The following is a 23,559-nucleotide window of genomic DNA, read 5'->3' as shown; positions in this document are numbered from 1 at the left end:
ACCCATGAACGCGAACCCGAACGGAATCGCCAGCAGCGCGCTGGCATCGACCGATACGAGCGGCGGACTCTCGAATCTCTCGAACCGTTTCGCGCTCGACACGCAAGGTTTCGACGCATTGCGCGCGCAGGCCGGCGCGAATCCGCAGCAGGGACTCAAGGAAGCAGCGAAGCAGTTCGACGCCGTCTTCACGCAGATGATGCTGAAGAGCATGCGCGATGCGACGCCTTCCGACAGCCCGTTCGAATCGAACGATACGAAGTCGTTCACGTCGATGCTCGACCAGCAGCTTTCGCAGCAGATGTCGTCGAAGGGCATTGGCGTCGCGGACATGATGCTCAAGCAGCTCATGCGCAATTCCGGCACGCAGACCGGCGCGAACGCCGCGGGCGGCGCCGGCGCGGCAGGCTCCATGAACGCGATGCAGGCGCTCGGCGGCATGTCGGGCGGCGGCGATCTCGATGCCAACGCGGGCAATCTCGCGGCCATGAACGCCATGGCGAAGGCGTATGCGGCGGCGCAAGCCAACAAGAACAGCACGCTCGCCGGCCGCGGCTACTCGGCGGCGGATTCGCTCGAACCGCCCGCGCGCGGCAACGGTTCGGACAAGGTCAATGCGTTCGTCGACCGTCTGGCTGCGCCGGCGCAGGCCGCGAGCGCGGCGACGGGCATTCCGGCGCGCTTCATCATCGGTCAGGCGGCGCTGGAATCCGGCTGGGGCAAGCGCGAGATCAAGGCCGCCGACGGCTCGACGAGCCACAACATCTTCGGCATCAAGGCGACGAAGGACTGGACCGGCAAGACGGTCAATGCCGTCACGACCGAATACGTGAACGGCCGGCCGCAGAAGGTCGTGGAGAAGTTCCGCGCCTACGATTCGTACGAGCACGCGCTGACCGACTACGCCAGCGTCATCAGCACCAACCCGCGTTACGCGCCGGTGATCCAGGCGTCCCGCGACGTGGCCGGCTTCGCGCACGGCATGCAGAAAGCGGGTTACGCGACCGATCCGCAATACGCGAAGAAACTCATCTCGATCATGCGACAGATCGTCTGACGCAACAGGGCGCGGCTTCGCGCTCAATCACCCGATGGTTGCGGCCGCCTTCTTGCTGGGAAGGCGGCGTTTGTCGTCTACATCCTGGCGAGATGCAATTGTTCGGCCTTGGGGCGACGGCAAACGTTTTACGTTCGAAGGGACGGCGCACCACATACTTTTTGCGCCGGCAAACCCTAAACTTTTAAAACTGCAAGCCGCTAACCTGAATAATCGAAGTTCCGGACCAATAGGGGCCTGGAGCGACGCGCGGCGTTCGGGGATAAGGGCAATGCGCGAGCACAGAGAATACGGCCAGCACCATGAACACCAATCAAAAACATGACGTTGCCGACGATGATGTTGCACCGATCGTTGATTTCGGACGGCGCAATCCGCTGGAAATCGGCGTTGCGCTGCGCAATCTCGCCAATCGTGGTGACTTCCTCACCGCGCAATACGGCGACGGCCAGATCGTCACCCGCCTGCTTGACGTCGATGTGACGGCGCATCGCTTCACCTTCGACTGGGGCGGCGTCGCGGAACAGAATCGCGGCGTGCTGGCGGCACAAAAGCTCGTTTTTCATGCGGCGCCCGAAGGCGTGCGCGTCGAGTTCACCACGGCCCGGCCGCGCGAAACCGTCTTCGACGGCCGGCCCGCGTTCGAAGTCGAGTTCCCCACGGTGCTCTACTACATGCAGCGGCGCGAGTACTTCCGCGTCGAAGCGCCGGTGCTCGATCCTTACATCTGCACGGGCGTGCTTCCGGACGGGGAGCGTTTCCGCTTCGAGGTGCACGACCTTTCGCTGGGCGGCGTCGCGCTGCGCACGACGGATGAGCGTGTCGCGGGACTGGAGATGGGCATCGTGCTGGAAGATGCCGAACTGCATTTCAGCGCGAACGGCAAGGTCACGCTGGACATGATGCTGGTGTCGCATCGCGAATCGACGACGCCCAAGGGTGATCGCCGCTATACGATCGGCTTCAAGTTCACGTCGATGCCGGGATCGGCGGAAAACACGCTGCAACGGCTGATCACGCAGCTCGAGATGAAGCGGCGCTCGCTGGCGAAGTAACGCGTTCGCGGCGTAACTGGCTGAGTAATTCAGCTCCATGCCCCTGTGCGGGGCGGCAGGCAACTGCCGTCTTGCCCAGGGGCATCGTCTTTCATGGGCCATCTGAACGACCGCACGTCGAATCAGCAGAATTGACCTGTAAACTCCGCGCTCTTCGCTCAATAGCGATTGACATCGGCCGTCGATAATTTCCCATCGCGACAAGCGTCCAGCGTTTGCATCGAATTCAAGATCACTCCGATAACCCGATGCGAGCCACGCGTGAAGCTCAATTTCCCCGGCGTCCGGCCGATATACAAGGCAATCATGCGGCAGCGCTCGATTCCACGCCGCCTCAACAGGATTCACGCATGTCCAATAATATTTTCAGCATTGGTCTTTCGGGTCTGAATGCGGCCCAGTGGGGCCTGACGACGACGGGTCAGAACATCAGCAATGCCGCGACGCCCGGCTATACGCTCGAAAAGGTCCAGTACCAGGAAGCGGCCGGCCAATACACCGGTTCCGGCTATCTCGGCAATGGCGTGCAGGCGACGACCGTCACGCGTCAATACAGCCAGTACCTGACGACCCAGGTCAACAACACGCAGGCGTCGAGCAGCGCGGCGAGCACGTACTACTCGCTGATCTCGCAGCTCAACAATCTCGTGGGCGATCCGACCAAGGGCATCGCAACGGGCATCACCAATTACTTCTCCGGCCTGCAGTCCGTCGCGAACTCGGCGAGCAGCACCGCCGTGCGTCAGTCGCTGATGAGCAGCGCGCAGACGCTCGCCGACCAGATCAATTCGGCGGGCGAGCAATACGACCAGCTGCGCCAGAGCGTCAACACGCAGCTGACGAGCGCGGTCTCGCAGATCAACAGCTACTCGCAGCAGATCGCGGATCTCAACAAGCAGATCGACGTCGCCACGGCGGGCGGCCAGCAGCCGAACCAGTTGCTCGACCAGCGCGATCAGCTCGTCACGAACCTCAGTTCGATGATCGGCGTGCAGGTCGTGTCGCAAGGCAACAGCTACAACGTGTTCATCGGCAACGGGCAGCCGCTCGTCGTCGGCAATACGCAATACGGCTTGCAAACGGTGAATTCGCCGTCGGATCCGAGCGAGCTGACCGTCGCCTTCCAGAGCCGCGACGGCTCGCCGCAGACGCCCGCGAACACCCAGTACATCGACGATTCGGCCCTCACGGGCGGCGTGGTCGGCGGCCTCATTTCGTTCCGCTCGCAGACCCTCGACCCGGCCGAAGCGCAGCTCGGCGCCATCGCCACGAGCTTCAGCAGCCAGCTGAACAGCCAGAACAAGCTCGGCCTCGACCTCAACGGTGTCCAGGGCACGGACCTGTTCGCGGCCGGCAGCCCGAACATCGTCACCAACGCGCGCAACCAGGGCACGGGCACCGTGAGCGCGTCGATCGTCGACGGCACGCAGCCGCCGACCAACGACTTCGCCGTCACCTACAACGGCACCACCTTCAACGTGACCGATCCGGCAACCGGCAACTCGCTCGGCACGATCGATCCCGGCACCGACAAGACCATCAACGGCCTGAAGATCACCGTGCCGGCCGCCGCCGATGTGAAGCAGGGCGACTCGTTCACGATCCAGCCGACGCGCGCCGCACTCGACGCGTTCAAGCTCACGACGACCAACGGCGCCGCAGTGGCCGCGGCTTCGCCGGCGGTGACCTCGGCGGGCAGCTCGAACACCGGCACGGCGACGATCTCGTCGGCGACGGTCACGACCGGCTACTCGATGCCGTCGGACATCAAGCTCACGTACAGCGCGTCGGCGGGCGGCTTCACGTCGAGCGTCGATGTGACGGTCGGCGGCACCAGCTACACGGCGGGCACGACCATTCCGTACAACGCGTCGAACGGCATGACGGTCACGGCGAACGGCATCTCCGCCACCATCAGCGGCACGCCGAAGGACAACGACGCGTTCACGATCGCGCAGAACAAGGGCGGCACGAGCGACGGCAGCAACGCGCTCGCGATGTCCAACCTGGTCTCGACCAAGTCGTTCAACGGCGGCACCGACACGCTTACGAGCTCGTACGCGAACTACGTGAACACGATCGGCAACCAGACCAACCAGCTCAAGGCGACGAGCACGGCGCAGACCGCGCTGCTCTCGCAAGCCACGACGGCGCAGCAATCGGTGCAGGGCGTGAACCTGAACGAGGAAGCGGCCAACCTGATTCAGTATCAGCAGCTCTATCAAGCGAACAGCAAGGTGATCCAGACCGCCGCGACGCTGTTCCAGTCGCTGCTCGGCATGTTCAACTGAGGCAAACGCGATGCGTATTTCCAGTTCCCAGTACTTCAACATGAACGTCGCTTCGATGAGCGACCAGCAAAGCACGCTCGCGTCGATGTATCAGCAGATCTCGTCGGGCAAGCGCATCCTCACGGCGTCCGACGATCCGCTCGGCGCCGCCCAGGCCGTGCAGCTGACCCTGAAGAGCGGCGCGCTCGCGCAATACAGCACGAACCAGACGACCGCGCTGTCCTCGCTGCAACAGGAAGACTCCACGCTCGGCACCGTGAGCACGGTCCTGCAAAGCATCCAGACCAAGATCGTGCAGGCCGGCGACGGTTCGCTCACCGATGCGGACCGCACCTCGGTCGCGACCGCGATCCAGGGCTTGCGCGATCAGCTCTTCGGTCTCGCGAACACCACGGACAGCAACGGCAACTACATCTTCTCCGGCCTGAAGGGCAGCACGGCGCCGTTCACCAACAATTCGTCGGGTGTCGGCACGACCTATTCGGGCGACTTCGGCCAGCGCTCGGTGCAGATCAGCGAAGGCCGTTCGATTTCGGTGGGCGACACGGGCGTGTCGATTTTCCAGAGCGTCTCGCCGACGGAAAGCGATCCCGTCTCGAGCGCCGGCAGCCAGAACACCGGTACCGGCACGGTCAGCGCGGTGAGCGTGACCGACGCCAGCAACGCCGGCAATGCGAGCCAATACAAGATCACCTTCGCGGTGTCGCAAACGGACGGCACGACGACCTATTCGGTCGAATCCACGCCGCCCGACAACACGCTGCCGACCAACGTGGCTTATACCGGCAAGACGGACATCAAGCTGGGCGGCCAGAGCGTGACCATCGACGGCACGCCGGGCGACGGCGACACGTTCAGCGTGCAGCCGGCGGCCACCGATAACAACGATATCTTCGCGACGCTCGACAACATCGTGGCGGCGCTCAAGCAGCCGACCGGCACGCCGGGCGCGCAAGCTGCGCTGACGAACGCATTGAGCACGGCCGGAACCAAGGTCAACAACACGTTCAATAATGTGCTGGCGGCGCAGACGGTCGTGGGCGGGCGTGAACAGGAAGTGCAATCGACGCAAACGTCGATGCAGACCAGCCAGACGCAGACGGCAAGCGACATCGCCAATCTCACGAGCATCGACCTGGTGTCGGCGATCAGCCAGTACGAGCTGACGCAGACCTCGCTGCAAGCAGCCCAGATGGCGTTCTCGCAGATCCAGAAGATGTCGTTGTTCGATTACATCGGGAGTTGATTGGGGCGGCTTTTGCCGGACCTTGATCTTGAGGAGCATCGCGGAAGCGCGATGCTCCTTTTTTATTGGCGCGCGACAGGCGGGTGCGCTCTTAACCCCGCCTGCCGGACCAGGGAGCGATCAGACGCGGGATTTCGAATTGCCTCGAGAGACTTCGCCCTGCAGCACGATGACGTTGTTCCCGTCGATGTTGCTCTGCGTGACGGCGTTGGTGGTCTTCGCCGCGCCTCCCGACACCAGCGAATAGCGAAGCTGGCTTCGATCGATCTTCTGCATCGTGACTGAATGACGTTGGTGCATGACTGCTTCCTTATAAGAATTGGACGATAGAAATTTCGTCAGGCGGCAGACTACAGCGATCCAACGTCGAAGGCGTTACGGGAATTCCGAGATATCGTTGCCTGACGGCATGAGCCGGAACATGTCGATGCGTGCGTCAGTGCATCGCGCCGGCGATTCGCCCGATTTGCCCGAGCCCCACGTCGAAGATGCGCTGGAAGAAGGGCATCAGGTTCGGCACCATGAGTTGCAGCAGCAACAAGCCGACCAGCATGGTCACCGGAAAGCCGACCTGGAAGATGCCGATCTGCGGCGCGGCCCGGTTCAGAATGCCGAGCGCGAGATTGGCGGTGAGCAGCGCGGCGACGATCGGCAGCGCGAGCAGCAAGCCCGTCGAGAAGACGCTGGCGCCATAACCCACCAGCACGCGCCAGCCTTGCGCATGCGCGGCCGAGGCCACGACGTTCACATCCACCGGCACGCTCTGGAATGTGGAGACCAGCGCGCTGACCAGCTGCAGATGGCCGTCGAAGACGAGGAAGGCGAGCATCGCCAGCGTGTTGAGATAGCGCGACACCACCACGGCATTGCCGCCGGCGCGCGGATCGTAGAGCATCGCGAAGCCGAGGCCCATCTGCTGGCCGATGAACTCGCCCGCCGCATCCACAGCGGCGAATGCAACCTGCATCGTCATGCCGATGGCCGCGCCAATCAGGAACTGGTTGACGATGATCCAGATGCCCGCCGACGAGAACACCGTCACCTGCGGCATGGCGCCGAGCGTCGGCGCGATGATCAGCGCGACGAACGCGGCCAGCACGATCTTCACGCGCATCGGGATCGCCATGTGGCTCAGCACCGGCGCCGTGCCGATCAGCGCGAGAATGCGCACGAACGGCCACAGGAATGCCGTGAGCCAGCCGTTCAGTTGCGCATAGGTGACGGAGAACATCGAGGCGCTCAGCCCGTGATCACGGGCGTGATGGTGAAGACGTGACGCATGTAGTCGAGCAGCGTCGAGAGCATCCAGGGCCCGGCGATCACCAGCGTGACCGCCACCGCGATCAGCTTCGGAATGAACGAGAGCGTCGATTCGTTGATCTGCGTGGCGGCCTGGAACAGGCTCACCACCAGACCCACGACCAGCGCGACGAGCAGCAGCGGCGCGGCCAGCAACAAGGCGACATACATCGCCTGATGGGCCATCGTCATGACGGATTCGGGCGTCATCTGTCGATCCTCAGGAAACGAAGCTCTGCGCGAGCGAGCCGATCAGCAACTGCCAGCCGTCGACGAGCACGAACAACATCAGCTTGAACGGCAGCGCGATCGTGGTGGGCGACACCATCATCATGCCCATCGACATCAGCACGCTCGCCACCACCATGTCGATGATCAGGAACGGGATGAAGATCGTGAAACCGATGTGGAAGCCGGTCTTCAGCTCGCTCGTGACGAACGAAGGCACCAGCAGCGACAGCGGCACGTCCTCGGGGCCGTTCATCGGCGCGGCGTGCGAGATGCGGGCGAACAGCGCGAGATCCGCCTCGCGGGTCTGCTTCAGCATGAACTGCTTGAACGGCGCGACGCCGCGCGTCATGGCCTGATCCATCGTGATCTGGCCTTCGGAGAAGGGCTTGTAGGCGTCGTTGTAGGCCTTGTCGAGCACCGGCGACATCACGAAGAACGAGAGGAACAGCGCGAGGCCGACGAGCACCTGGTTCGGCGGCGTGCTCGTCGTGCCGAGCGCCTGGCGCAGCAGCGACAGCACGATGATGATGCGCGTGAAGCTCGTCATCATCAGGACCATCGCGGGGAGGAACGAGAGCATCGTCAGCAGCAGCATTGTCTGCACGCTGAGCGAATAGGTCGTGCCGCCGTTCGGGCCGGGGCTGGTGTTGAACGCGGGGAGACCCGCCGTGCTTTGTGCGAAGGCGAGATACGGCATCAGACCGATCACGACCGGAAGCGCGAGCTTCACGCCGCGCACGATGTTGCGACTGACCCGCATTACTTGCTCCCGCCGACGAACTGCTTGAGACGCTTGCCCGCGATGCCCGCAAGGACATCGACGAAGCGCTGACCGTGGAAAACGATGAAGGTGATAGCCATGAAATCCTGCCTTTTTCGATAGGCTGAATTGTTGACTATCCGGGGGCGCGACGATGACGCGAACAGAGGGGAAAACCCGCGCTAACTCGTTCTATTGCAAACGAGGCTGCGAGACTGTAAACGCGCATCGGGCGTGGTCCTCGCGGAGCACGCCCGATGCCGATGACCTGCGCGTTACTTGACGAACTTCTGCAGGCGCTTGTTCGCTTCGCCGGCGAGGGCGTCGCGGAACCGCTGGCCGAAGCCGCCGGACACGGTTTGTGCCGCGCCCGGAACAGGGACGCCGATGCCGTCCGCGTCCGCTGATCCGGCGGGCATCGTGTGCAGCAGGCGCACGTTGCCGGGACCGGCGCCGAGCACGAGCCACGTATCGCCCACTTCGATCACCGCAACCCGTTCCTTGTTGCCGAGCGACGCGCCGCCCACCACTTTCACGAGCCCGCTGCGCTTGCCGCCCTGATAGCCGAACTTGCGCGCGAGCCACGCGCAGCCGAACACGAAGCCGATCACGACCGCGAGTCCGACGAGCGTCTGCAACACGGCGCCGAAGCCGAGCGACGGCACCGCGGTGCCCGCGCCGACGCCCGAGGCGATCTGCGCGGCGTGATTCACCGCGTTCATGTCGGCGGCATGCACGAGAAGAGGCGCGGCGAAAAGCAGCGCGGCGACCACGCGTTTCATCGATTCAGCTTCCGGATGCGTTCAGACGGCGTGATGATGTCGGTCAGGCGGATGCCGAACTTGTCGTTGACGACGACCACTTCGCCTTGAGCGATCAGGCAGCCGTTGACCAGCACGTCCATCGGCTCGCCGGCGAGGCCGTCGAGTTCCACGACCGAACCTTGTGCGAGTTGCAGCAGGTTGCGGATGGCAATCTTCGTGCGCCCGAGCTCCACCGTCATCTGCACGGGGATGTCGAGAATCATGTCGATGTCGTTGCGCGTGGACGGCGCCGCGGCCTTCGACAAGGGCTGGAACACGCCGGCCGTAGCCACCGCCGGCGTTTCGTTGCCGTTCTGTTCGGCGAGGGCGCTGGCCCAGTCGTCCATGATGGCGTCGTCGGCCTTGGCGTCCGCACCGGGCAACGTGCCTTCCTGCATCAGATCACTCATATCCACCTTCCTTCATCGTATCGCTCGCGCTGACCATTTTTTGCACGCGCAGCGCGTATTGCCCATTGAAAATTCCGTAGCCGCATTCCATGACCGGCACGCCGTCCACCTTCGCCGTCACATGCTCGGGGATGTCGATCGGCAGCACGTCGCCGGCGCGCATGTTCAGCAACTGCTCGAACGACGAGCGGATTTCAGCAAGGTCCACCGTCAGTTCCACTTCCGCCGACTGCACCTGCTGCGACAGCACGCGCACCCAGCGGCGGTCCACTTCGAGCGCTTCGCCCTGGATCGGCGAGGACAGCACGTCGCGGATCGGCTCGATCATCGAGTACGGCATGCAGATGTGCAGCGTGCCGCCCGTCGAGCCGAATTCGATCGTGAACTGCGTCACGATGACAATCTCGTTCGGCGTCGCGACGTTGGCGAACTGCGTGTGCATCTCCGAGCGCATGTATTCGAACTGGAGCGGCTTCACGCTGCGCCACGAGGTCGCGTAATGTTCGAACACCAGGTTGAGCAGCTTGCTGATGATGCGCTGCTCGGTCTGCGTGAACTCGCGTCCCTCGACGCGCGTATGGAAGCGCCCGTCGCCGCCGAACAGGTTGTCGACCACGAAGAACACGAGGTTCGGGTCGAACACGAACAGCGACGTGCCGCGCAAGGGCTTCACGTGGACCAGGTTGAGGTTGGTCGGGATCGGCAGGTTGCGGGTGAATTCGCTGTACTTCTGCACCTTCACCGGACCGACGGAGATTTCCGCCGAACGCCGCATGAAGTTGAAGATGCCCACGCGCATCAGGCGCGCGAAGCGGTCGTTGATGATTTCGAGGCCGGGCATCCGGCCGCGGACGATGCGTTCCTGCGTCGCGATGTTGTAGGGACGGACGCCGACGGGTTTGGTCTCGTCGGAGACCTGGTCGATTTCGCCGGTGACGCCTTTGAGGAGGGCATCGACCTCCTCTTGCGACATGAACTCTTCGTGGCCCATGAACTTTTACTCGCTGATGCGGCGTTACTGAACGACGAACTCGGTGAACAGCACTTCCTCGACGCGCACCGGCTTTTCAGCGGTGCTCGCGGCCGTTTCGACGGCGGCGCGCAGTTCGTTGGCGAGCTGTTTCTTGCCGTCGACGGTGGCGAGGTCGTCGGGACGCTTGCCCGAAAGCAGAAGCAGCACGCGGCTGCGGACTTCGGGCATGTGCTCGGTGACCAGCAATTGCACTTTCTCGTCGTGCAGCTTGAGCGTGAGGCCCGCGCGCAGGTAGTGCATGGTGCCGTCGTCGGACTGGAGGTTCACGGTGAGCGAATCGAGCGGGAAGAACACGGGCGGCGGCTCCGGAGCGGGCTTGGCCGGGCCATGGTTCTTGCCGAGGAAGAAGTAGGCGCCGCCTGCGCCCGCGCCGAGCAGAACCATCGCGCCGATGGCGATGATCAGGATCTTCTTGAACTTGCCGCCCTTGGCGGGAACGATGGGTTGCTGGTTTGCGGTCGTGGTAGCCATGAATGCGTGCCTCTTTCGATAGGGTGAATTGTTGGCTATCGCGGTGTAAAGCGATGGGTCGAACAGAGGGGGGATTAGGGGCTATTCCATCTGATTGATGGAGCCCTTGGGTCGGGCGTGGTTAGACCGGTTAACGGGGATTTGACGGAAAACTTTTGGCTATTTGGGGGAAGGGAGGAGGGTGCGGGGCGGTGCGTGGCCGCCCCGCGCTTCAGGCCTGGTCAGGTCGGCCAGACGTCACGAACCGCTCCACAGGCTGGAGAAGGTGTTGGCAAGCGCCTCGATGATGCTGGCGAGCGCCGATGACGAGCTTTGCGTCGTGCCGGATGTGGATTGCGGTGCGGATCCGAAGGGCGACTGGGTCGTGGTGCCCGAAGCGGCGCGGGTCGTTGTAGTCGCCGGATCCGACGAGGCGTTTCCATCGAACGCGGTGATGCCAGCCTGGATGTAGTCTGAAACCGTACAGGTCGCGGCGGCGTATTCCAGCGGCAGACCGCCGTTGCTGACCGTGCCCACGAGGATGCCGTTGCTATCGACGAGCGGTCCGCCGGAGTCGCCATAGAACCAGACTGTTTGCACCGCCCAATAAGTACCCGCAAGTAGAGAATTCGGGCCGACGCTGTTGAAGGTAATCGGTGTTGTGACGTATTCGCTCTGCGGCAACATTGCGGCTCCGAAAAGCTGCAAGGCGCCGGCTACGATCAGAGACTGCGGCGTCTGGCGATACACCACCACAGGATCGTTCGCGAAATCCGAGATCTTGGGCGACGGGCACTTTTGGGGAAGTTTCAGAGTCTGCGTCCCGCTCGACGAGACCGGACGCTGCAGTTTGATGAGCGCGACATCGATGCCAGGGATTCTTACCCAGCCTGTGTTTTCCGCAGTGGACGCGGCTTCCTGGGAAGAAGAGAACGCGCTGCCGTATGACACGCTGATCGATGTCACCGAGCTTGGTTCGGTCAGACAATGCTCCGCGGTAATCACGACGTCACTGCTGACGAGCGCACCCGCGCAAAGATAACTGTTATTGACGTTGAGCTTGACGTAAGCGCCTGCATAATCAGTCGCGGCTGCGTGCGTTAATCCGGAAAATAACGCGGATGCAATGAATGAAAATACTTTGAGCCTTGATTTCAACATGAGTCAATGAGTATTTGGTTGATTCAATTCAGGCGCAATTTTAAGCGCGCCTTTCACTTTCAAAACGTCAGGATTTTCTCGGGCCGCCTTGGATCAGATGGGTTTTCTAGATCTGCTCAATATTCGCCACGCAGAAACGAATGCGTCAGGCGATGCGGATTCGAAACAATCGCGCCTGCGAGCGTTACTGGAGCAGCGCCTTCGACAGCAATGAGTATATGGAAAAGCCCATTGCACGGGCGTGAAAGGCGTTCGCCAATACCGGATCAAGCAAACGGACTAGTCGATCAAATCGGCGAGCTTCTGTTCTATCTTGAAGGAAAAAAAAGAATTGAGAGTTCGACAATTCCCCGCCGCTACCGCCTTGAAATTTTTCGAAACATTTTAATTTGAGACGCGCGACGGATTTTGATAGGCCGCAACGTGAAAGCAATCGGTCTGGGCGTGACTGGCGTCCGGTTCTGATTAGCTTGCTACGCTGACTAAACGCCACCATGAAAAGAAACGCACCGGGACGCACGCCGTTTTTCGCCTTGATCCTCATGCTCGTCCTGGCCTTGGCCGGGTGCGGCGGAAGCAGCAACTCGCCGCAGGCCGCCAGCACCGGGCCGTCGACTTCGAGCGGTCCGACTGCGCCTGCGTCAGGACCGACGCCTGCCTCTGCACCGGCGCCTGCATCGGAACCCGCGTCTGCACCAACGTCGCCGCCGACGCCAGCATCCGCGCCCGCGCCTGCGTCAGCACCAGCCGTTCAGAACGCGCCCGGCACAGTGCAGGGTGTGACAGGCGGAAGCACTGTCACGAAGCCGACCGCGGTGACGGTCTACGGATCATTGTTGGGCGGATCGTTGGACAAGCCACAGAGCAGGCTCATCATTCCGGTAATCGCACTTGGTTCAGAAACCCTGCCAGCGCCATCCCCGCTGGTGCTGGACACCGGTTCGGCCGGCATGATCATCGACGCACAGGACGTATTTCCCGTGACCATGGTCAGCACCGACGGATTCGTGTTTCCGCCCGGGCAGAACACGCTGACTTATCACGGCATCACCGTAACCAATGTGCAGGTATCCAAGATCTTCGGCGGCGGCGCCCACACCGACTACGGCAATATCGGTTTCGCCACGGTGAGGTTCGGCGGGCATGGCGAACTGACCACGAATCTGATGCCAGTCCTGTTCAGCTATAGAACGCTCGACAGCAATGGCCGACCGCTGCACCTGGCGTGGCACGGCACGTTCGGTATCGACCCCGCTGCCAGCGCTGTCCTGGCACCTGGTGCCGCCCCATCTGGCAGCCTGAACATCTGCTCGCTGCAGTCCATCAATGCGAACGGCTGCGACTTCGTGAGCGTGCTGCGCTACCTGAATGACGCTGCAGGCGTGAATGCGGGCTTCTCGCTCGGCAATGCGGCGCTCGATCCGAAATGCGCCATTACCGCCACGATGACGGGATGCAGTTTTCAACCGGCGTTGACGGTGGGACTGAGTGAGACGGACGAGCAAGCTTATGCATCCATACCGTTGATCTGTCCGCCGCCCCGTAGAATGACTGGATCGGACCACGGTGTGACGGCATGCGTCCCCAACGTGGCCGGCTTCACCATCAGCGACTCCGACTCCGGCGCGAGTTTCAAGACCAAGGTCCTGTTTGATTCCGGCACGCCGATCATGAGATTCTCGGTGCCCCAGGGGCGGCGTTCCCGCAGTCGCTGCGGAAACCTTGACGCTGGCGGACTCGCCGTTCAACTACAGCTATCGGGCGGAGGAGAGGCCGCCCTTTGTCACCCGGTTTTCTGATCGCGCGAAGTCGCAGAGAACCATCATCGGCATCGGCTTCTTCACTGATCACCGGATGTTTGTCGACTTCAGCAGCAATCGAGAGGGCTGGAAGTAAGCGTCGCGCCGCAACCCCGACGCGACCTGGCCCGGTCACGCAAACGTATCGACCAGTCCTACCGTGCGCCGTACCGGCACAGTCACGCTGGCCGTGCCTCCATCGTCGATACCGCCGACACCGCCAATCCCGCTCGTACCACGCCCGCTCCCAGATCCCGAACGCCCGTCACCGCTTTGCTGCTGCGACTGCCGCGCGAACGCCGAGCCATCGGAAACGGACGCGCTGCCGAGGCTGATGCCGTTCGCTTCCATTGCCTCGCGCAACTTCGGCATCGCGGCTTCGACCGCTTCCCGCACCTGCGCATGCTGCGACACGAACAACGCGTGCGCGTGATTCTCGGAAACCTGCAGCGTGACTTGCAGCGGTCCCAGGTCTTTCGGATTGAGCGTCAGTTCCGCGCTTTGCTGATCGGACTTCGACACGAACACGACCTTTTGGCTGAACGCATCGTCCCAGCCGGAAGCGCCGACATGCGGCGCGATTGCTGCGCTGGTGGAAGCCGCCATCGAGCCTTGCGTGCCGGACAAGGCCGAACTGCCCGTCGCCGATTGCATCGCCACCGCGTGGGCAGCGGCGTCTGCTGCCTGCTTGTACGCGGCGGTCGCGGCATCGGCGGGCATTGCCGTCGCTGCCTGACCGCCGGCGAGCGCCGCGACATCGGTCTGCGCGGTAGCCGCGTGGGCGTCGGCGCTTGCATTTGCCGCCGAAGACAGTCCGATCAGACCCGCGCCCTTGCCGCCCTTCGCGAACAGACCGGTCTGTTCGTCCCCCTCCTTGCCGGCTTCGCGCGCCGCACCGGCCGCGCCCGTCGCGACGTTCACCGGCAGTGCGGCGGGCGTCTGCTGGTTCAGCGCAGCAAGCGCCGCCTGCAAGGCGTCCTGCGCCGATTTCGCATCGCCGCTCTTTTGCGTGCCGTCGGTGGATTTCGTGTCGTCGCTGGCGCTCGTCGCAGCGGCGGCGGCCGCATCGGTCAGGCCCGTGAGCGTCGGGTCAGTGTCATCGTCGGCATTGGCTGCATCCGCGAGCGCCTTGGCTTTGGCCTGCGAGGCCGCCGCCGCATCCTGCGCGGAGCCTGCGGATTGCGCGGCCGGCTTCGATGCATCGGCCGTCGTGGACTTGCCCGGACGAGCCGCTGCGCCCGTCTTCGCGCCCGCATCGGCTTGATTGGTTTGCGACGCGCCCTGCGCATCGGTGGCGTCGGCGCTCTTCGATGCCGCGTCGGACCGGTCGTCCGGCTTGGGCGCATCGTGCACGCTCGACGTGTCGTCCGACTGCTGCGCCGAGTCGGCCAGCGCGCGGGCGGCCTGTGCGTCGGCGTTGGCGCGGTCGGTGATGCCCTGCAGCGTCAGGCCGAACGACGCCCCCGCGCTCGCCACGCGCTGCGCCGTGGTCTTGCTCGAAGACGAGGCGCCCGACAGCGCGCCAAGGAGAGAAACGGAGGACATGCGTAGCCTCTGGAAATCGGTGGGAATGTTTGATCGGTCAGGACGACGCGCGCTCGGCGCGCATGCGCAGGATCTTGGCCGCGTGTTCGTCGGCTTCGCGCTGTTCGACGCGCGCCGCCTTTTTGGCAAGCATCGCCTCGCCGCGCGCGGCCAGGACTTCGTAGCTGCCGAGTTTCTGCTTCTTCATGCGCCAGTCCGGCTTGGCGGCTTCGATGCGCTGATCGGCCATCAACAGCGCCGTGCGCTGTTGCGCGATCGCCGAATCGAGCGTGTCGACGAACGCCTGAAAATTGCGCAGCGTCTGCGCCGTGGTGCCCTGCTGCGCCGAAGCGGTGAAGCGAGCGTGATACTCGTCCCGATAGGTGATGAGCGAATTCAGCTGCGCTTCGAGGTCGTTTCGCTCCTGCTGGAGCTTGCCGAGTTTCTTCGTCGCGGCGTCGAGTTCTTCGCCCGCGAGTTCGATGAGGGTGTTGATCGGCAGATTCTTGGACATGGCGTGACGGTCCCGTATGGTCTTTCGTTTTTGTCTGACTAATAAAGTGGATACTAGTCGAAAACTATTCGAAAAGTTGATTCAACATTTCGATGCTCGGCTCGAATGGCGCCTGCTCCCTGAAACCCTGCTGCAGGAACGACTCCATGCGCGGATACAGCGCGATCGCCCGGTCGAGCAGCTGGTCGCGGCCGCTCGAGTACGCGCCCACGTTGATCAGGTCCTTGTTGCGCTGGTAACGCGACAACATCTGCTTGAACAGGCGCACGCGCTCGAGATGACGGTCGTCGATGAGCGAGGTCATGGCGCGGCTGATCGACTGTTCGATGTCGATCGCGGGATAGTGACCCGCTTCCGCCAGCGAACGATTCAGCACGATGTGGCCGTCGAGAATCGCGCGGGCCGAATCGGCGATCGGGTCCTGCTGGTCGTCGCCTTCTGTGAGCACGGTGTAGAACGCGGTGATCGAGCCGCCGCCCTCCGGGCCGTTGCCGGTCCGCTCGACAAGCGCCGGCAGCTTCGCGAACACCGACGGCGGATAACCCTTGGTCGCGGGCGGCTCGCCGATGGCCAGCGCAATCTCGCGCTGCGCCATCGCGTAACGCGTCAGCGAATCCATCAGCATCAGCACGTGCTTGCCCTGATCGCGGAAATATTCGGCCAGCGAGGTCGTATAGGCGGCGGCCTGCATGCGCAGCACCGGCGAGACGTCGGCGGGCGCGGCGACCACCACCGAGCGCGCGAGGCCGTCTTCGCCCAGGATCTGCTCGATGAATTCCTTCACTTCGCGGCCCCGTTCGCCGATCAGCCCGATCACGATCACTTCCGCGCTCGTGTAGCGCGCCATCGTGCCGAGCAGGACGGACTTGCCGACGCCCGAACCCGCGAACAGGCCCATGCGCTGTCCGCGTCCGACGGTCAGCAGCGAATTGATCGCGCGCACGCCGACGTCGAGCACCTTGTGGATCGGCTCGCGGTTCAGCGGGTTGATGACCGGTGCGGACAGCGGCGCGTCGACGCGCGCGTTGAGCGGACCGAGACCGTCGAGCGGACGGCCCGATGCATCGACCACCCGGCCGAGCATTTCCCAGCCGACCGGCAGGCGCTTGGCGCCCGCCATCGGATCGTTGATCGGCGCGCTTTCGAGCGGATAGACGCGCGCGCCCGGCAGCAGGCCGGCCACTTCGGTGGTCGGCATGAGGAACAGCTTGTCGCCCGAGAAGCCGACGACTTCGGCTTCGGCGCTCGGAATCGCGCTGCCGGGCGGCAGCTCGATCATGCATTCGGAGCCGACGCCCATCTTCAGGCCGACCGCTTCGAGCACGAGGCCGGCGGCGCGCGTCAGGCGGCCGCACGGACGCAGCGGCTTGGCGAGCGCGCTGCGCGTGCGCAGGGCGTCGAGCTTGTCGCGCCACGCGTCGATGTGCGGATTGCCGGCGATATCGGCGAGTTCGGCGATGGTGCGCGCGGCGAGTTCCTCGGGCGTGGGCTCGTCGGCGGCTTCATCGGCGGCGAGCGGGCCGAACGACGCGCGCGCGAGTTCCTGTTCGAGCGCGCTCAGGCCGTCCTGCGTGATGCGGTGCGCGTGCGGGTGGGCGTGCGAATGTGCGTGCGGATGCACGGCCGACGATGCGGGTTGATTTACCACGGCTTGTGTCTCCCGAGGGCAGCCACGACGCGCTCCCAGCGCGATACATTGGTCGAGTCGACTTCGCCCGTCGCCGCATGCGCCTTGCAGCCGCCGCGCTCGACGATCGGGTCGGGACGCACGGTCCAGCCGGCGCCTTCGAGTTCATCCTTCAGATAGGCATCGACGACCGGCATGTCGGCCGGATTGACGATCAGCGTCGGCGCGCCCGACAGTTCCGGTTCCGCCGCGATCACCTCGCGCGCCACCGCGACCAGCGCGGTCGGATCGAGCGCGAGATGCTGGCGCACGACCTGTTGCGCGATATCGACCGCCAGTTCGGCGAGCGCTTCCGCGATGGCCGCATCCGCCGCCTGCAACGCGGTCTTGAAGCTGTCCGCGATTTCGGCGAGACGCGCGGCCTGCGCCAGCGCTTCCTTGCGGCCGTCTTCGAAACCCTTCGCCTGGCCTTGTTCGTAGCCGGCCTGATAGCCGAGCGCCTGGCCCGCGACGTGACCCTTGGCGAGTCCCTGTGCGTGCGCGTCTTCCTCGACGCGGCGCAGATGCGTCTCGAGCGCGGCCTGTTCCGCCGCGCTGTTGTCGACCTTGACGTTGACGGGATCGAAGGACGCCATCTCCCAGCGCTGGTACGCCGAGAGCGGAGCCTTGTCCGGGCCCTTGTGCGCGCGGGCGTCAGACATACGCATCCTCCGCCTTGCCGCCCAGCTGGATCTGGCCGTTTTCCGCGAGGTTGCGGACGATCTGCAGGACCTTGCGCTGCTGCTGCTCCACTTCCGACACGCGCACCGGACCGCGCGAATCGAGGTCTTCCGCAAGCAGTTCGGCGGCGCGCTGCGACATGTTCGACAGGAACTTCTGGCGCAGCGCCGGCTGCGCGCCCTTTAGCGAGACGATCAGCGTCTCGGACTCCACTTCCTTCAGCAGCAGCTGGATCGCGCGGTCTTCGAGGTCGAGCAGGTTCTCGAACACGAACATCTGGTCGATGATCTTCTGCGCGAGTTCCGCGTCGTACTCGCGGACGTTCGAGATCACGCCTTCCTCATGGTTGCTCGACATGAAGTTGAGAATCTCGGCCGCCGTGCGGATGCCGCCCATCGGCGCGCGCTTCAGGTTGTCGCTGCCGGAGAGGAGGGTGGTCAGCACGTCGTCGAGTTCGCGCAGCGCGGCGGGCTGGATGCCGTCGAGCGTCGCGATGCGCAGCAGCACGTCGTTGCGCAGGCGGTCGGTCAGCAGCGAGACGATCTCCGACGCCTGATCGCGGTCCAGGTGCACGAGGATCGTCGCGATGATCTGCGGATGCTCGTTCTTGATCAGTTCCGCGACCGCGCCCGAGTCCATCCACTTGAGGCCTTCGATGCCGCTCGTGTCGCTGCCCTGCAGGATCCGGTCGATCAGCGCGCCGGCCTTGGTTTCGCCGAGCGCCTTGGTCAGCACCGAGCGGATGTACTCGCTCGAATCGAGCGACAGCGCCGTGTGCTGCTCCGCCTCGCTGACGAATTCGGTCAGCACGTTGTCGAGCTGCTCGCGCGTCACGTTCTTCAACGCCGCCATGGTCGCGCCGATCTTCTGCACTTCGCGCGGTGCGAGGTACTTGAAAACTTCGGCGGCTTCTTCCTCGCCGATCGACATCAGCAGGAGCGCGGCTTTATTCAGGCCTTCAGCGTTCATCGGACACCCAGTTCTTGACGACCGTCGCAACGATTCTCGCGTCCTGACGCGCGACCATGCGCGCGTAGTCGAGATTGCGATCGAATTTGGCTTTCTTGCTTTCGTGACCGAGGAGACTCACCTCGGCATCCTTGTCTTCATCGTCCTTCTTGTCGCCGCCGGCCGCGGGGCCGTCGAGCAGCGAGAGTTCGTCCGGTGCGGCCAGCGACGGCGCCATTTCGGGCGGCGGCGGGAACGCACGGCGCATCGCCGGCTTCACCATGCTGAAGTACAGGAACAGGCCGACGATGCCGATGCCCAGGTACTTCGCCGCCTGGATGCCCATGCCGATCGACTCCGGCGTCTTCCACCACGGCACGTCCGGCGTCACGTTCAGGTCGGCGGAGAACGCGCTGTTGACCACGTTCACCGAGTCGCCGCGCTTGTCGTCGAAGCCCATCGCGTCCTTCACGAGCTGCTGCACCTGCGCGAGCTTGTCGGCGGCGAGCGGGGTCATCGTCACGTTGCCCTTGGCGTCGACCTTCTTCTCGTAATTCACGACCACCGCCACTGACAGGCGCTTGATGCCGCCGGTCGCCTGCTCGAAGTGGCGCACGGTGCGGTCCACTTCGTAGTTGGTCGTGGTGTCCTTGCGCTCGTTCTTCGGCGTGGACTTCGCGCCCGCGCCGGCTGCGCCGGACGCGGCGGCATCGACGGGCGCGGAGGCGGCTTGCGGCGGCTGGTTCGAGAGCGCGCCCGGCACGCCGGATGCGCCGCTGCCCGAGGTTTCGCTCGATTCGCTCGACTGCTGGCTGCGGATCGCGGTGTTCTGCGCGTTGCCGTTCGGGCCGTAGCTTTCGGCGGTCTGCTCGAGCTTCGAGAAATCGATGTCCGCGCTGACCTGCGAGCGGGCGTTGCCGGCGCCAAACAGCGGCGCGAGGATCGCGTCGATGCGCTTCTGCGTGTTGTGCTCGATCTGCTGCACGTACTTCAGCTGCGAGGCGTCGAGGCCGTTGGCGACGCTCTGGCTGGTGAGCAGGTTGCCGTCCTGATCGACGATATTGACGTTCTTGACCGGCATGTCCGCCACGCCCGACGCCACCATGTGCGCGATCGCCAGCACCTGGCCTTCGTCGAGCACGCGTCCCGGATACAGGTTGACCATCACGGAGGCGGTCGGGAGTTCCTTGTCGCGCACGAACACGCTGGGCTTCGGAATGGCCAGATGCACGCGCGCCGACTTCACCGACGAGATCGACCCGATGGTGCGCTCCAGTTCGCCTTCGAGCGCGCGCTGGTAGTTGACCTGCTCGGCGAACTGGCTGATGCCGAACTTCTGGTTGTCCATCAGTTCGAAACCGACCGAACCGGCCTTCGGCAGGCCCTGGCTCGCGAGGCGCAGGCGGGTTTCGTGAACCTGCTCGGCCGGGACGAGGATCGCGCCGCCGCCGTCGGAGAGCTTGTAGGGAATATTGCCCTGCTGGAGCGCGGCAACGATTGCGCCGCCGTCGCGGTCCGAGAGATTGGAGAAGAGGACGCGGTAGTCCGGCTGGCGCGACCACATGACGAGGCCCGCGACGACCATCACCAGAATGGCGACGGCGACGATCAGCGGCACCCGCGGGTTCGAGCGGAACTGGTTGAGCATCGGCACGCGCTGCGCGAAGCCGCCGAAGTCGGCGCCGCCTGCGAGGCCCGGGCCTGCCGTTCCGGCTGTGCCGGGTTGTGCGCCCGCCAGGCCCAGTCTGGCATCGGGCGTGATGAGTGAGTTATTGGGCGTTTCCATTTAGCGTCGAGGCTCCGAATCTTTCGCTTCCACCGCGGCCGCCGGGCTTCTTGAACGGCGGCAGTGGACTTTTAACGATGGGGATTATCCGCAGAAGATTGCAACTTGATTCAGCGAATAGAGCGGGGTTTCCCCCGTTCTTCCCGCGCTTTGAAACGACACCCGCTGCTAAGCTTTTTCGTACTCGGTGAACCTCCGTCATGGCGGCGCCGAACCCAGGCCACCGCTCCCGTGCGGCGCGGGCCGTCCCGCCTTCGGACGCGGTCCGCCGGCTTATCACTGATTTCCGGAGTCAACATGAACTTTCCGATCAATCCGCTCTCGGACGCGCTCTCCTCCATCCAGTCGATGGCGTCGCAGGCCGCCGGCGGAACGTCCGCCGCGGGCGCTGCTAACGTGGCGACGGGCGCCGTCACAGGCGGCCAGTCGGGCGCGGCCAGCGTGAGCAGCTTCGCCGACGCGCTGAAAACCTCGATCGACAAGATCAGTGACAACCAGACCAAGGCGCTCGGCGAGGCGCATGCGTTTGAAATCGGTTCGCCGAACGTGTCGCTGAACGACGTGATGGTGGACATGCAGAAGGCGAACGTCGGGTTGCAATTCGGCCTGCAGGTGCGCAACAAGCTCGTCTCGGCCTATAACGACGTCATGCAGATCTCGGTCTGACGCGCAGTCAAGCCTGGAATCGAACCGTTCACGGTCTCTCTTCCGATCCTGTCGCCGCCTCCTGAGCCTTGCGTCCTAAAGCTTTGCCGCGTTCCTCCGATAACCCCCATAACAGCACGGCGAACGACGATTCGCTCGCCCCGGCGAGCGAATCGGGCGCCGGCGCCGGTTTGCAGCAGGCCCGAAACCGGACAGACAGCGGATCGCAGCAGGGCATCGTAAAAGGAGAAGCAAGAGATGTATTCCCCAGGACACGCCGGAGCCAACGCCTACGCGCGCGTGGGCGTCCAGACAGGGGTGATGGGAGCGAGCCCGCACCGGCTGATCACGATGCTGTATCAGGGCGCGCGCCAGGCCATCGCGCAGGCGCGCATGCACATCCAGCAGAAGAACATCGGCGGTCGGGGGATGGCGATCGGCAAGGCCATCAGCATCATCGAGAGCGGCTTGCAGCAGGCGCTCAACAAGGACGCGGGCGGCGAGATCGCCGAACGGCTGGACGCGCTGTATACGTATATGTCGCGCCGGCTGCTCGAAGCGAACCTGAAGCAGGACGAGACGATGCTCGTGGAAGTCGACAACTTGCTCGCGACGCTCGAAGAGGCGTGGGTGGGCATCGCACCGGAAGTGGCTCAAATGACCGCGGCGCCCGTATGACGGAAGGCTGCGTCGATTGCCTCGAAAGAATGAAGATGACCCAAGAATATTTCGCCCACTACGAAGCCATTGCGGCGGTTTCCGGCCAGATGCTCGTGGCCGCGCGCGGCGGCGAATGGAGCGAACTGAAGACGTTGCAAGGCACCTACCGCGAGTTGATCGAGCAGCTGAAGGACGTGGATTCCGGCTCGGAGCTCGATGAAAGCGCCCGCGCCCGCAAGCTCGATCTCGTCAAGAAGATCCTGGCCGACGACGCCGCGATCCGCGACCTGACGTCGCCGAGCCTCGCGCGCCTGTCCGCGCTGTTCACGGTCAACAGCCCGGCGCGCGTACTGAAAAAAATGATGGGACTGCGCTGAGCGCAACTGCGCCTGGCCGGAAGCCGGTCACAGCGTACTTGAGGATGTGGGCATGAGTGGACTCGATACTGCGATCGCAAGCTTGCTCGCCAACCGAACCGAGCTCCTGATGTCCGCCCTTCGCGCGCCGAACGGCGTAAGCGGCAGCGGCGTCACCGGCGCGAGCGTCGGACAGACGGGCACGCCGGCCGATACGTCGCTCGTCGGCGGCGCGCCGCAGGCCAGCCTGGCGCCGGCGCCGTCCACCCAGACCGCTTTCTCCAGCGTGGCGCGCACGCTCGACGTGATTTCCCGTTTCGGCGGCGCGACGCCGCCCGTCACCGGCGACGCCCCGCTCTGGCCGACGCCGCCCCGTCCCGCCAGCGCGTTCGCGGCGCTTTCGACCGGACTCTTCGACACCGCTTTCTCCTCCAACGCCGCCGCGGTCGCCGCGGCGCGCGCCGCGACGCAGAATCTGCCGCCGCTGCCGGCAGGCGTGCTCGCCACCGAACTGGCGAAGACCGTCGACGAAAGCGGACTCTTCTACGAATCGCACCTCGTGCAATGGCTGGCGGGCCAGCGCAGCAGCGCGTCGCTCGGCAACGAGCCGCAGGCGCGCGTCGACGCCCGCACGCGCGCCTTGCCGCTCGACTTCGTCAGCGATGCCTTGAGCCCGGCCGCCACCGGCGACACCGGCCTCGACGACGCCCGCGCGCCGCAAGCCGCCGCCGCGGATTCCCCCGATTTGCCCGATCTGCCCGATTTCCCCGCGCGCGGCGTCGCGACGCCGCAGACGCCGCAGCAGGCGGCCGCGCTCGCCGCGTCGGTGCGCGATGCGCCGGCGGCGATGCTGTCGAGTTCACAGGGCGCGAACAACGCATACGGCACGAGCGCCGCGTCGGCCCCGGCCGCGCGGCCGAGCGAACACAACTCGGCGCTGCAGGCGTCGGCCGATGCGGGCATTCATCCGGCCACGCTTAATGTCGTGCGCCAGCAGCTCGACGTGCTCGCGAACCAGCAGTTCCGCTGGCAGGGCGAAGCCTGGCCCGGCACGCGCTTCGAGTGGGAGATTGCCCGCGAACCGCGGGATCACCGCTCGCTGGACGACGCCGCGCGGGGTCGCGAAGGGCTACGGCATGGGCGCGGAGATGATCGTGCGGCGCGCGCAGGAGGCGGGGCTGTCT

General features: G+C 64.4%; 25 protein-coding genes. 9 read left to right on the top strand and 16 right to left on the bottom strand.

What is annotated here, in order from left to right; translation table 11 throughout:
* The first annotated feature begins 4 nt into the window (after positions 1 to 4).
* The 4 genes from flgJ (at position 5) to flgL (ending at position 5,649) form a co-directional block, all read left to right on the top strand.
* Positions 5 to 1,057, top strand: a complete 1,053-nt coding sequence (flgJ, locus tag QCE64_RS12565; protein WP_309919143.1) for a flagellar assembly peptidoglycan hydrolase FlgJ — start codon at positions 5 to 7, stop codon at positions 1,055 to 1,057.
* Positions 1,058 to 1,359: 302 nt separating this feature from the next.
* Positions 1,360 to 2,112, top strand: a complete 753-nt coding sequence (locus QCE64_RS12560; protein WP_309919140.1) for a flagellar regulator YcgR PilZN domain-containing protein — start codon at positions 1,360 to 1,362, stop codon at positions 2,110 to 2,112.
* Between the two features lie 350 nt (positions 2,113 to 2,462).
* Positions 2,463 to 4,403: a flagellar hook-associated protein FlgK gene (flgK, locus tag QCE64_RS12555; protein ID WP_309919137.1), complete on the top strand. Its 1,941-nt coding sequence runs from the start codon at positions 2,463 to 2,465 to the stop codon at positions 4,401 to 4,403.
* 10 nt (positions 4,404 to 4,413) lie between these two features.
* Entirely contained in the window at positions 4,414 to 5,649 is a 1,236-nt protein-coding gene (gene flgL, locus QCE64_RS12550; protein ID WP_309919134.1) for a flagellar hook-associated protein FlgL, read from the top strand.
* A 120-nt stretch (positions 5,650 to 5,769) separates the two neighbouring features.
* Here flgL and QCE64_RS12545 read toward each other — a convergent pair whose 3' ends face one another.
* The 10 genes from QCE64_RS12545 to QCE64_RS12500 all read right to left on the bottom strand — a co-directional run bounded on the left by QCE64_RS12545 (position 5,770) and on the right by QCE64_RS12500 (position 12,340).
* Entirely contained in the window at positions 5,770 to 5,949 is a 180-nt protein-coding gene (locus tag QCE64_RS12545) for a hypothetical protein (protein ID WP_310003986.1), read from the bottom strand.
* A 136-nt stretch (positions 5,950 to 6,085) separates the two neighbouring features.
* Positions 6,086 to 6,880 carry a flagellar biosynthetic protein FliR gene (gene fliR, locus QCE64_RS12540; RefSeq protein WP_310003984.1) on the bottom strand — a complete coding sequence of 265 codons (795 nt, stop codon included), beginning with the start codon at positions 6,878 to 6,880 and terminating at the stop codon, positions 6,086 to 6,088.
* Between the two features lie 8 nt (positions 6,881 to 6,888).
* Positions 6,889 to 7,158, bottom strand: a complete 270-nt coding sequence (gene fliQ, locus QCE64_RS12535; RefSeq protein ID WP_310003982.1) for a flagellar biosynthesis protein FliQ — start codon at positions 7,156 to 7,158, stop codon at positions 6,889 to 6,891.
* Between the two features lie 10 nt (positions 7,159 to 7,168).
* Complete coding sequence (fliP, locus tag QCE64_RS12530; protein WP_404987361.1) at positions 7,169 to 7,876, bottom strand: flagellar type III secretion system pore protein FliP; 708 nt, start codon at positions 7,874 to 7,876, stop codon at positions 7,169 to 7,171.
* Between the two features lie 338 nt (positions 7,877 to 8,214).
* On the bottom strand, positions 8,215 to 8,721 hold the full coding sequence (gene fliO / locus QCE64_RS12525; protein ID WP_309919125.1) for a flagellar biosynthetic protein FliO: 507 nt from the start codon (positions 8,719 to 8,721) through the stop codon (positions 8,215 to 8,217).
* On the bottom strand, positions 8,718 to 9,152 hold the full coding sequence (gene fliN / locus QCE64_RS12520; protein WP_309919123.1) for a flagellar motor switch protein FliN: 435 nt from the start codon (positions 9,150 to 9,152) through the stop codon (positions 8,718 to 8,720). Before fliN ends, fliO begins: the two co-directional genes overlap by 4 nt.
* Positions 9,145 to 10,143, bottom strand: a complete 999-nt coding sequence (fliM, locus tag QCE64_RS12515; RefSeq protein ID WP_309898259.1) for a flagellar motor switch protein FliM — start codon at positions 10,141 to 10,143, stop codon at positions 9,145 to 9,147. Before fliM ends, fliN begins: the two co-directional genes overlap by 8 nt.
* A 24-nt stretch (positions 10,144 to 10,167) precedes the next feature.
* Complete coding sequence (gene fliL, locus QCE64_RS12510; RefSeq protein ID WP_309810727.1) at positions 10,168 to 10,656, bottom strand: flagellar basal body-associated protein FliL; 489 nt, start codon at positions 10,654 to 10,656, stop codon at positions 10,168 to 10,170.
* Between the two features lie 237 nt (positions 10,657 to 10,893).
* On the bottom strand, positions 10,894 to 11,796 hold the full coding sequence (locus tag QCE64_RS12505; RefSeq protein ID WP_310003978.1) for a trypsin-like serine protease: 903 nt from the start codon (positions 11,794 to 11,796) through the stop codon (positions 10,894 to 10,896).
* A 184-nt stretch (positions 11,797 to 11,980) separates the two neighbouring features.
* On the bottom strand, positions 11,981 to 12,340 hold the full coding sequence (locus tag QCE64_RS12500) for a hypothetical protein (protein ID WP_310003976.1): 360 nt from the start codon (positions 12,338 to 12,340) through the stop codon (positions 11,981 to 11,983).
* Positions 12,341 to 12,644: 304 nt separating this feature from the next.
* On the opposite strand from QCE64_RS12500, the gene QCE64_RS12495 reads away from it, so the two are divergent.
* Complete coding sequence (locus QCE64_RS12495) at positions 12,645 to 13,595, top strand: hypothetical protein (RefSeq protein ID WP_310003974.1); 951 nt, start codon at positions 12,645 to 12,647, stop codon at positions 13,593 to 13,595.
* Between the two features lie 132 nt (positions 13,596 to 13,727).
* On the opposite strand, the gene QCE64_RS12490 is transcribed toward QCE64_RS12495, so the two are convergent.
* From QCE64_RS12490 to fliF, 6 genes are all read right to left on the bottom strand, one after another.
* Positions 13,728 to 15,140: a flagellar hook-length control protein FliK gene (locus QCE64_RS12490; protein WP_310003972.1), complete on the bottom strand. Its 1,413-nt coding sequence runs from the start codon at positions 15,138 to 15,140 to the stop codon at positions 13,728 to 13,730.
* A gap of 37 nt (positions 15,141 to 15,177) precedes the next feature.
* Positions 15,178 to 15,633, bottom strand: coding sequence for a flagellar export protein FliJ (gene fliJ / locus QCE64_RS12485; protein WP_309810704.1), 456 nt, complete (start codon positions 15,631 to 15,633; stop codon positions 15,178 to 15,180).
* Between the two features lie 64 nt (positions 15,634 to 15,697).
* On the bottom strand, positions 15,698 to 17,209 hold the full coding sequence (gene fliI, locus QCE64_RS12480) for a flagellar protein export ATPase FliI (RefSeq protein ID WP_309811739.1): 1,512 nt from the start codon (positions 17,207 to 17,209) through the stop codon (positions 15,698 to 15,700).
* Positions 17,210 to 17,274: 65 nt separating this feature from the next.
* Positions 17,275 to 17,967 carry a flagellar assembly protein FliH gene (fliH, locus tag QCE64_RS12475; RefSeq protein ID WP_404984622.1) on the bottom strand — a complete coding sequence of 231 codons (693 nt, stop codon included), beginning with the start codon at positions 17,965 to 17,967 and terminating at the stop codon, positions 17,275 to 17,277.
* A complete protein-coding gene (fliG, locus tag QCE64_RS12470; RefSeq protein WP_309919111.1) occupies positions 17,954 to 18,949 on the bottom strand; it encodes a flagellar motor switch protein FliG in 996 nt (331 codons plus the stop codon). The genes fliH and fliG overlap by 14 nt, the downstream gene beginning before the upstream one ends.
* On the bottom strand, positions 18,939 to 20,714 hold the full coding sequence (gene fliF, locus QCE64_RS12465) for a flagellar basal-body MS-ring/collar protein FliF (RefSeq protein WP_309919108.1): 1,776 nt from the start codon (positions 20,712 to 20,714) through the stop codon (positions 18,939 to 18,941). Before fliF ends, fliG begins: the two co-directional genes overlap by 11 nt.
* Before the next feature lie 297 nt (positions 20,715 to 21,011).
* Here fliF and fliE point away from each other — a divergent pair, with 297 nt between their 5' ends.
* The 4 genes from fliE to QCE64_RS12445 all read left to right on the top strand — a co-directional run.
* Positions 21,012 to 21,380 (top strand): flagellar hook-basal body complex protein FliE, encoded by a 369-nt coding sequence (fliE, locus tag QCE64_RS12460; protein ID WP_310003970.1) that lies wholly within the window; start codon positions 21,012 to 21,014, stop codon positions 21,378 to 21,380.
* A 237-nt stretch (positions 21,381 to 21,617) separates the two neighbouring features.
* Positions 21,618 to 22,037 (top strand): flagellar export chaperone FliS, encoded by a 420-nt coding sequence (gene fliS / locus QCE64_RS12455; RefSeq protein ID WP_309810687.1) that lies wholly within the window; start codon positions 21,618 to 21,620, stop codon positions 22,035 to 22,037.
* 29 nt (positions 22,038 to 22,066) lie between these two features.
* Entirely contained in the window at positions 22,067 to 22,396 is a 330-nt protein-coding gene (locus QCE64_RS12450) for a flagellar protein FliT (protein ID WP_309810684.1), read from the top strand.
* 109 nt (positions 22,397 to 22,505) lie between these two features.
* The coding region (locus QCE64_RS12445) for a flagellar hook-length control protein FliK (protein ID WP_310003968.1) at positions 22,506 to 23,559 on the top strand (1,054 nt) is incomplete at its 3' end.

Source organism: Caballeronia sp. LZ043 (assembly GCF_031451075.1).
GTDB lineage: Bacteria > Pseudomonadota > Gammaproteobacteria > Burkholderiales > Burkholderiaceae > Caballeronia.
The sequence above is the reverse complement of the archived record's forward strand: the minus strand, read 5'-3'. Positions and strand labels throughout refer to the sequence as shown.

What these genes read in the sequence shown, in the direction of transcription:
- QCE64_RS12505 (WP_310003978.1), bottom strand. Translation starts at nt 11,796, where the DNA reads ATGTTGAAATCAAGGCTCAAAGTATTTTCATTCATTGCATCCGCGTTA.
- fliJ (WP_309810704.1), bottom strand. Translation starts at nt 15,633, where the DNA reads ATGTCCAAGAATCTGCCGATCAACACCCTCATCGAACTCGCGGGCGAA.
- fliP (WP_404987361.1), bottom strand. Translation starts at nt 7,876, where the DNA reads ATGCCGTATCTCGCCTTCGCACAAAGCACGGCGGGTCTCCCCGCGTTC.
- fliR (WP_310003984.1), bottom strand. Translation starts at nt 6,880, where the DNA reads ATGTTCTCCGTCACCTATGCGCAACTGAACGGCTGGCTCACGGCATTC.
- fliQ (WP_310003982.1), bottom strand. Translation starts at nt 7,158, where the DNA reads ATGACGCCCGAATCCGTCATGACGATGGCCCATCAGGCGATGTATGTC.
- QCE64_RS12500 (WP_310003976.1), bottom strand. Translation starts at nt 12,340, where the DNA reads ATGAGGATCAAGGCGAAAAACGGCGTGCGTCCCGGTGCGTTTCTTTTC.
- QCE64_RS12545 (WP_310003986.1), bottom strand. Translation starts at nt 5,949, where the DNA reads ATGCACCAACGTCATTCAGTCACGATGCAGAAGATCGATCGAAGCCAG.
- fliF (WP_309919108.1), bottom strand. Translation starts at nt 20,714, where the DNA reads ATGGAAACGCCCAATAACTCACTCATCACGCCCGATGCCAGACTGGGC.
- fliM (WP_309898259.1), bottom strand. Translation starts at nt 10,143, where the DNA reads ATGGGCCACGAAGAGTTCATGTCGCAAGAGGAGGTCGATGCCCTCCTC.
- QCE64_RS12490 (WP_310003972.1), bottom strand. Translation starts at nt 15,140, where the DNA reads ATGTCCTCCGTTTCTCTCCTTGGCGCGCTGTCGGGCGCCTCGTCTTCG.
- flgJ (WP_309919143.1), top strand. Translation starts at nt 5, where the DNA reads ATGAACGCGAACCCGAACGGAATCGCCAGCAGCGCGCTGGCATCGACC.
- fliN (WP_309919123.1), bottom strand. Translation starts at nt 9,152, where the DNA reads ATGAGTGATCTGATGCAGGAAGGCACGTTGCCCGGTGCGGACGCCAAG.
- fliE (WP_310003970.1), top strand. Translation starts at nt 21,012, where the DNA reads ATGAACTTTCCGATCAATCCGCTCTCGGACGCGCTCTCCTCCATCCAG.
- fliH (WP_404984622.1), bottom strand. Translation starts at nt 17,967, where the DNA reads ATGCGTATGTCTGACGCCCGCGCGCACAAGGGCCCGGACAAGGCTCCG.
- fliS (WP_309810687.1), top strand. Translation starts at nt 21,618, where the DNA reads ATGTATTCCCCAGGACACGCCGGAGCCAACGCCTACGCGCGCGTGGGC.
- flgK (WP_309919137.1), top strand. Translation starts at nt 2,463, where the DNA reads ATGTCCAATAATATTTTCAGCATTGGTCTTTCGGGTCTGAATGCGGCC.
- fliO (WP_309919125.1), bottom strand. Translation starts at nt 8,721, where the DNA reads ATGAAACGCGTGGTCGCCGCGCTGCTTTTCGCCGCGCCTCTTCTCGTG.
- QCE64_RS12560 (WP_309919140.1), top strand. Translation starts at nt 1,360, where the DNA reads ATGAACACCAATCAAAAACATGACGTTGCCGACGATGATGTTGCACCG.
- fliG (WP_309919111.1), bottom strand. Translation starts at nt 18,949, where the DNA reads ATGAACGCTGAAGGCCTGAATAAAGCCGCGCTCCTGCTGATGTCGATC.
- fliL (WP_309810727.1), bottom strand. Translation starts at nt 10,656, where the DNA reads ATGGCTACCACGACCGCAAACCAGCAACCCATCGTTCCCGCCAAGGGC.
- flgL (WP_309919134.1), top strand. Translation starts at nt 4,414, where the DNA reads ATGCGTATTTCCAGTTCCCAGTACTTCAACATGAACGTCGCTTCGATG.
- QCE64_RS12450 (WP_309810684.1), top strand. Translation starts at nt 22,067, where the DNA reads ATGAAGATGACCCAAGAATATTTCGCCCACTACGAAGCCATTGCGGCG.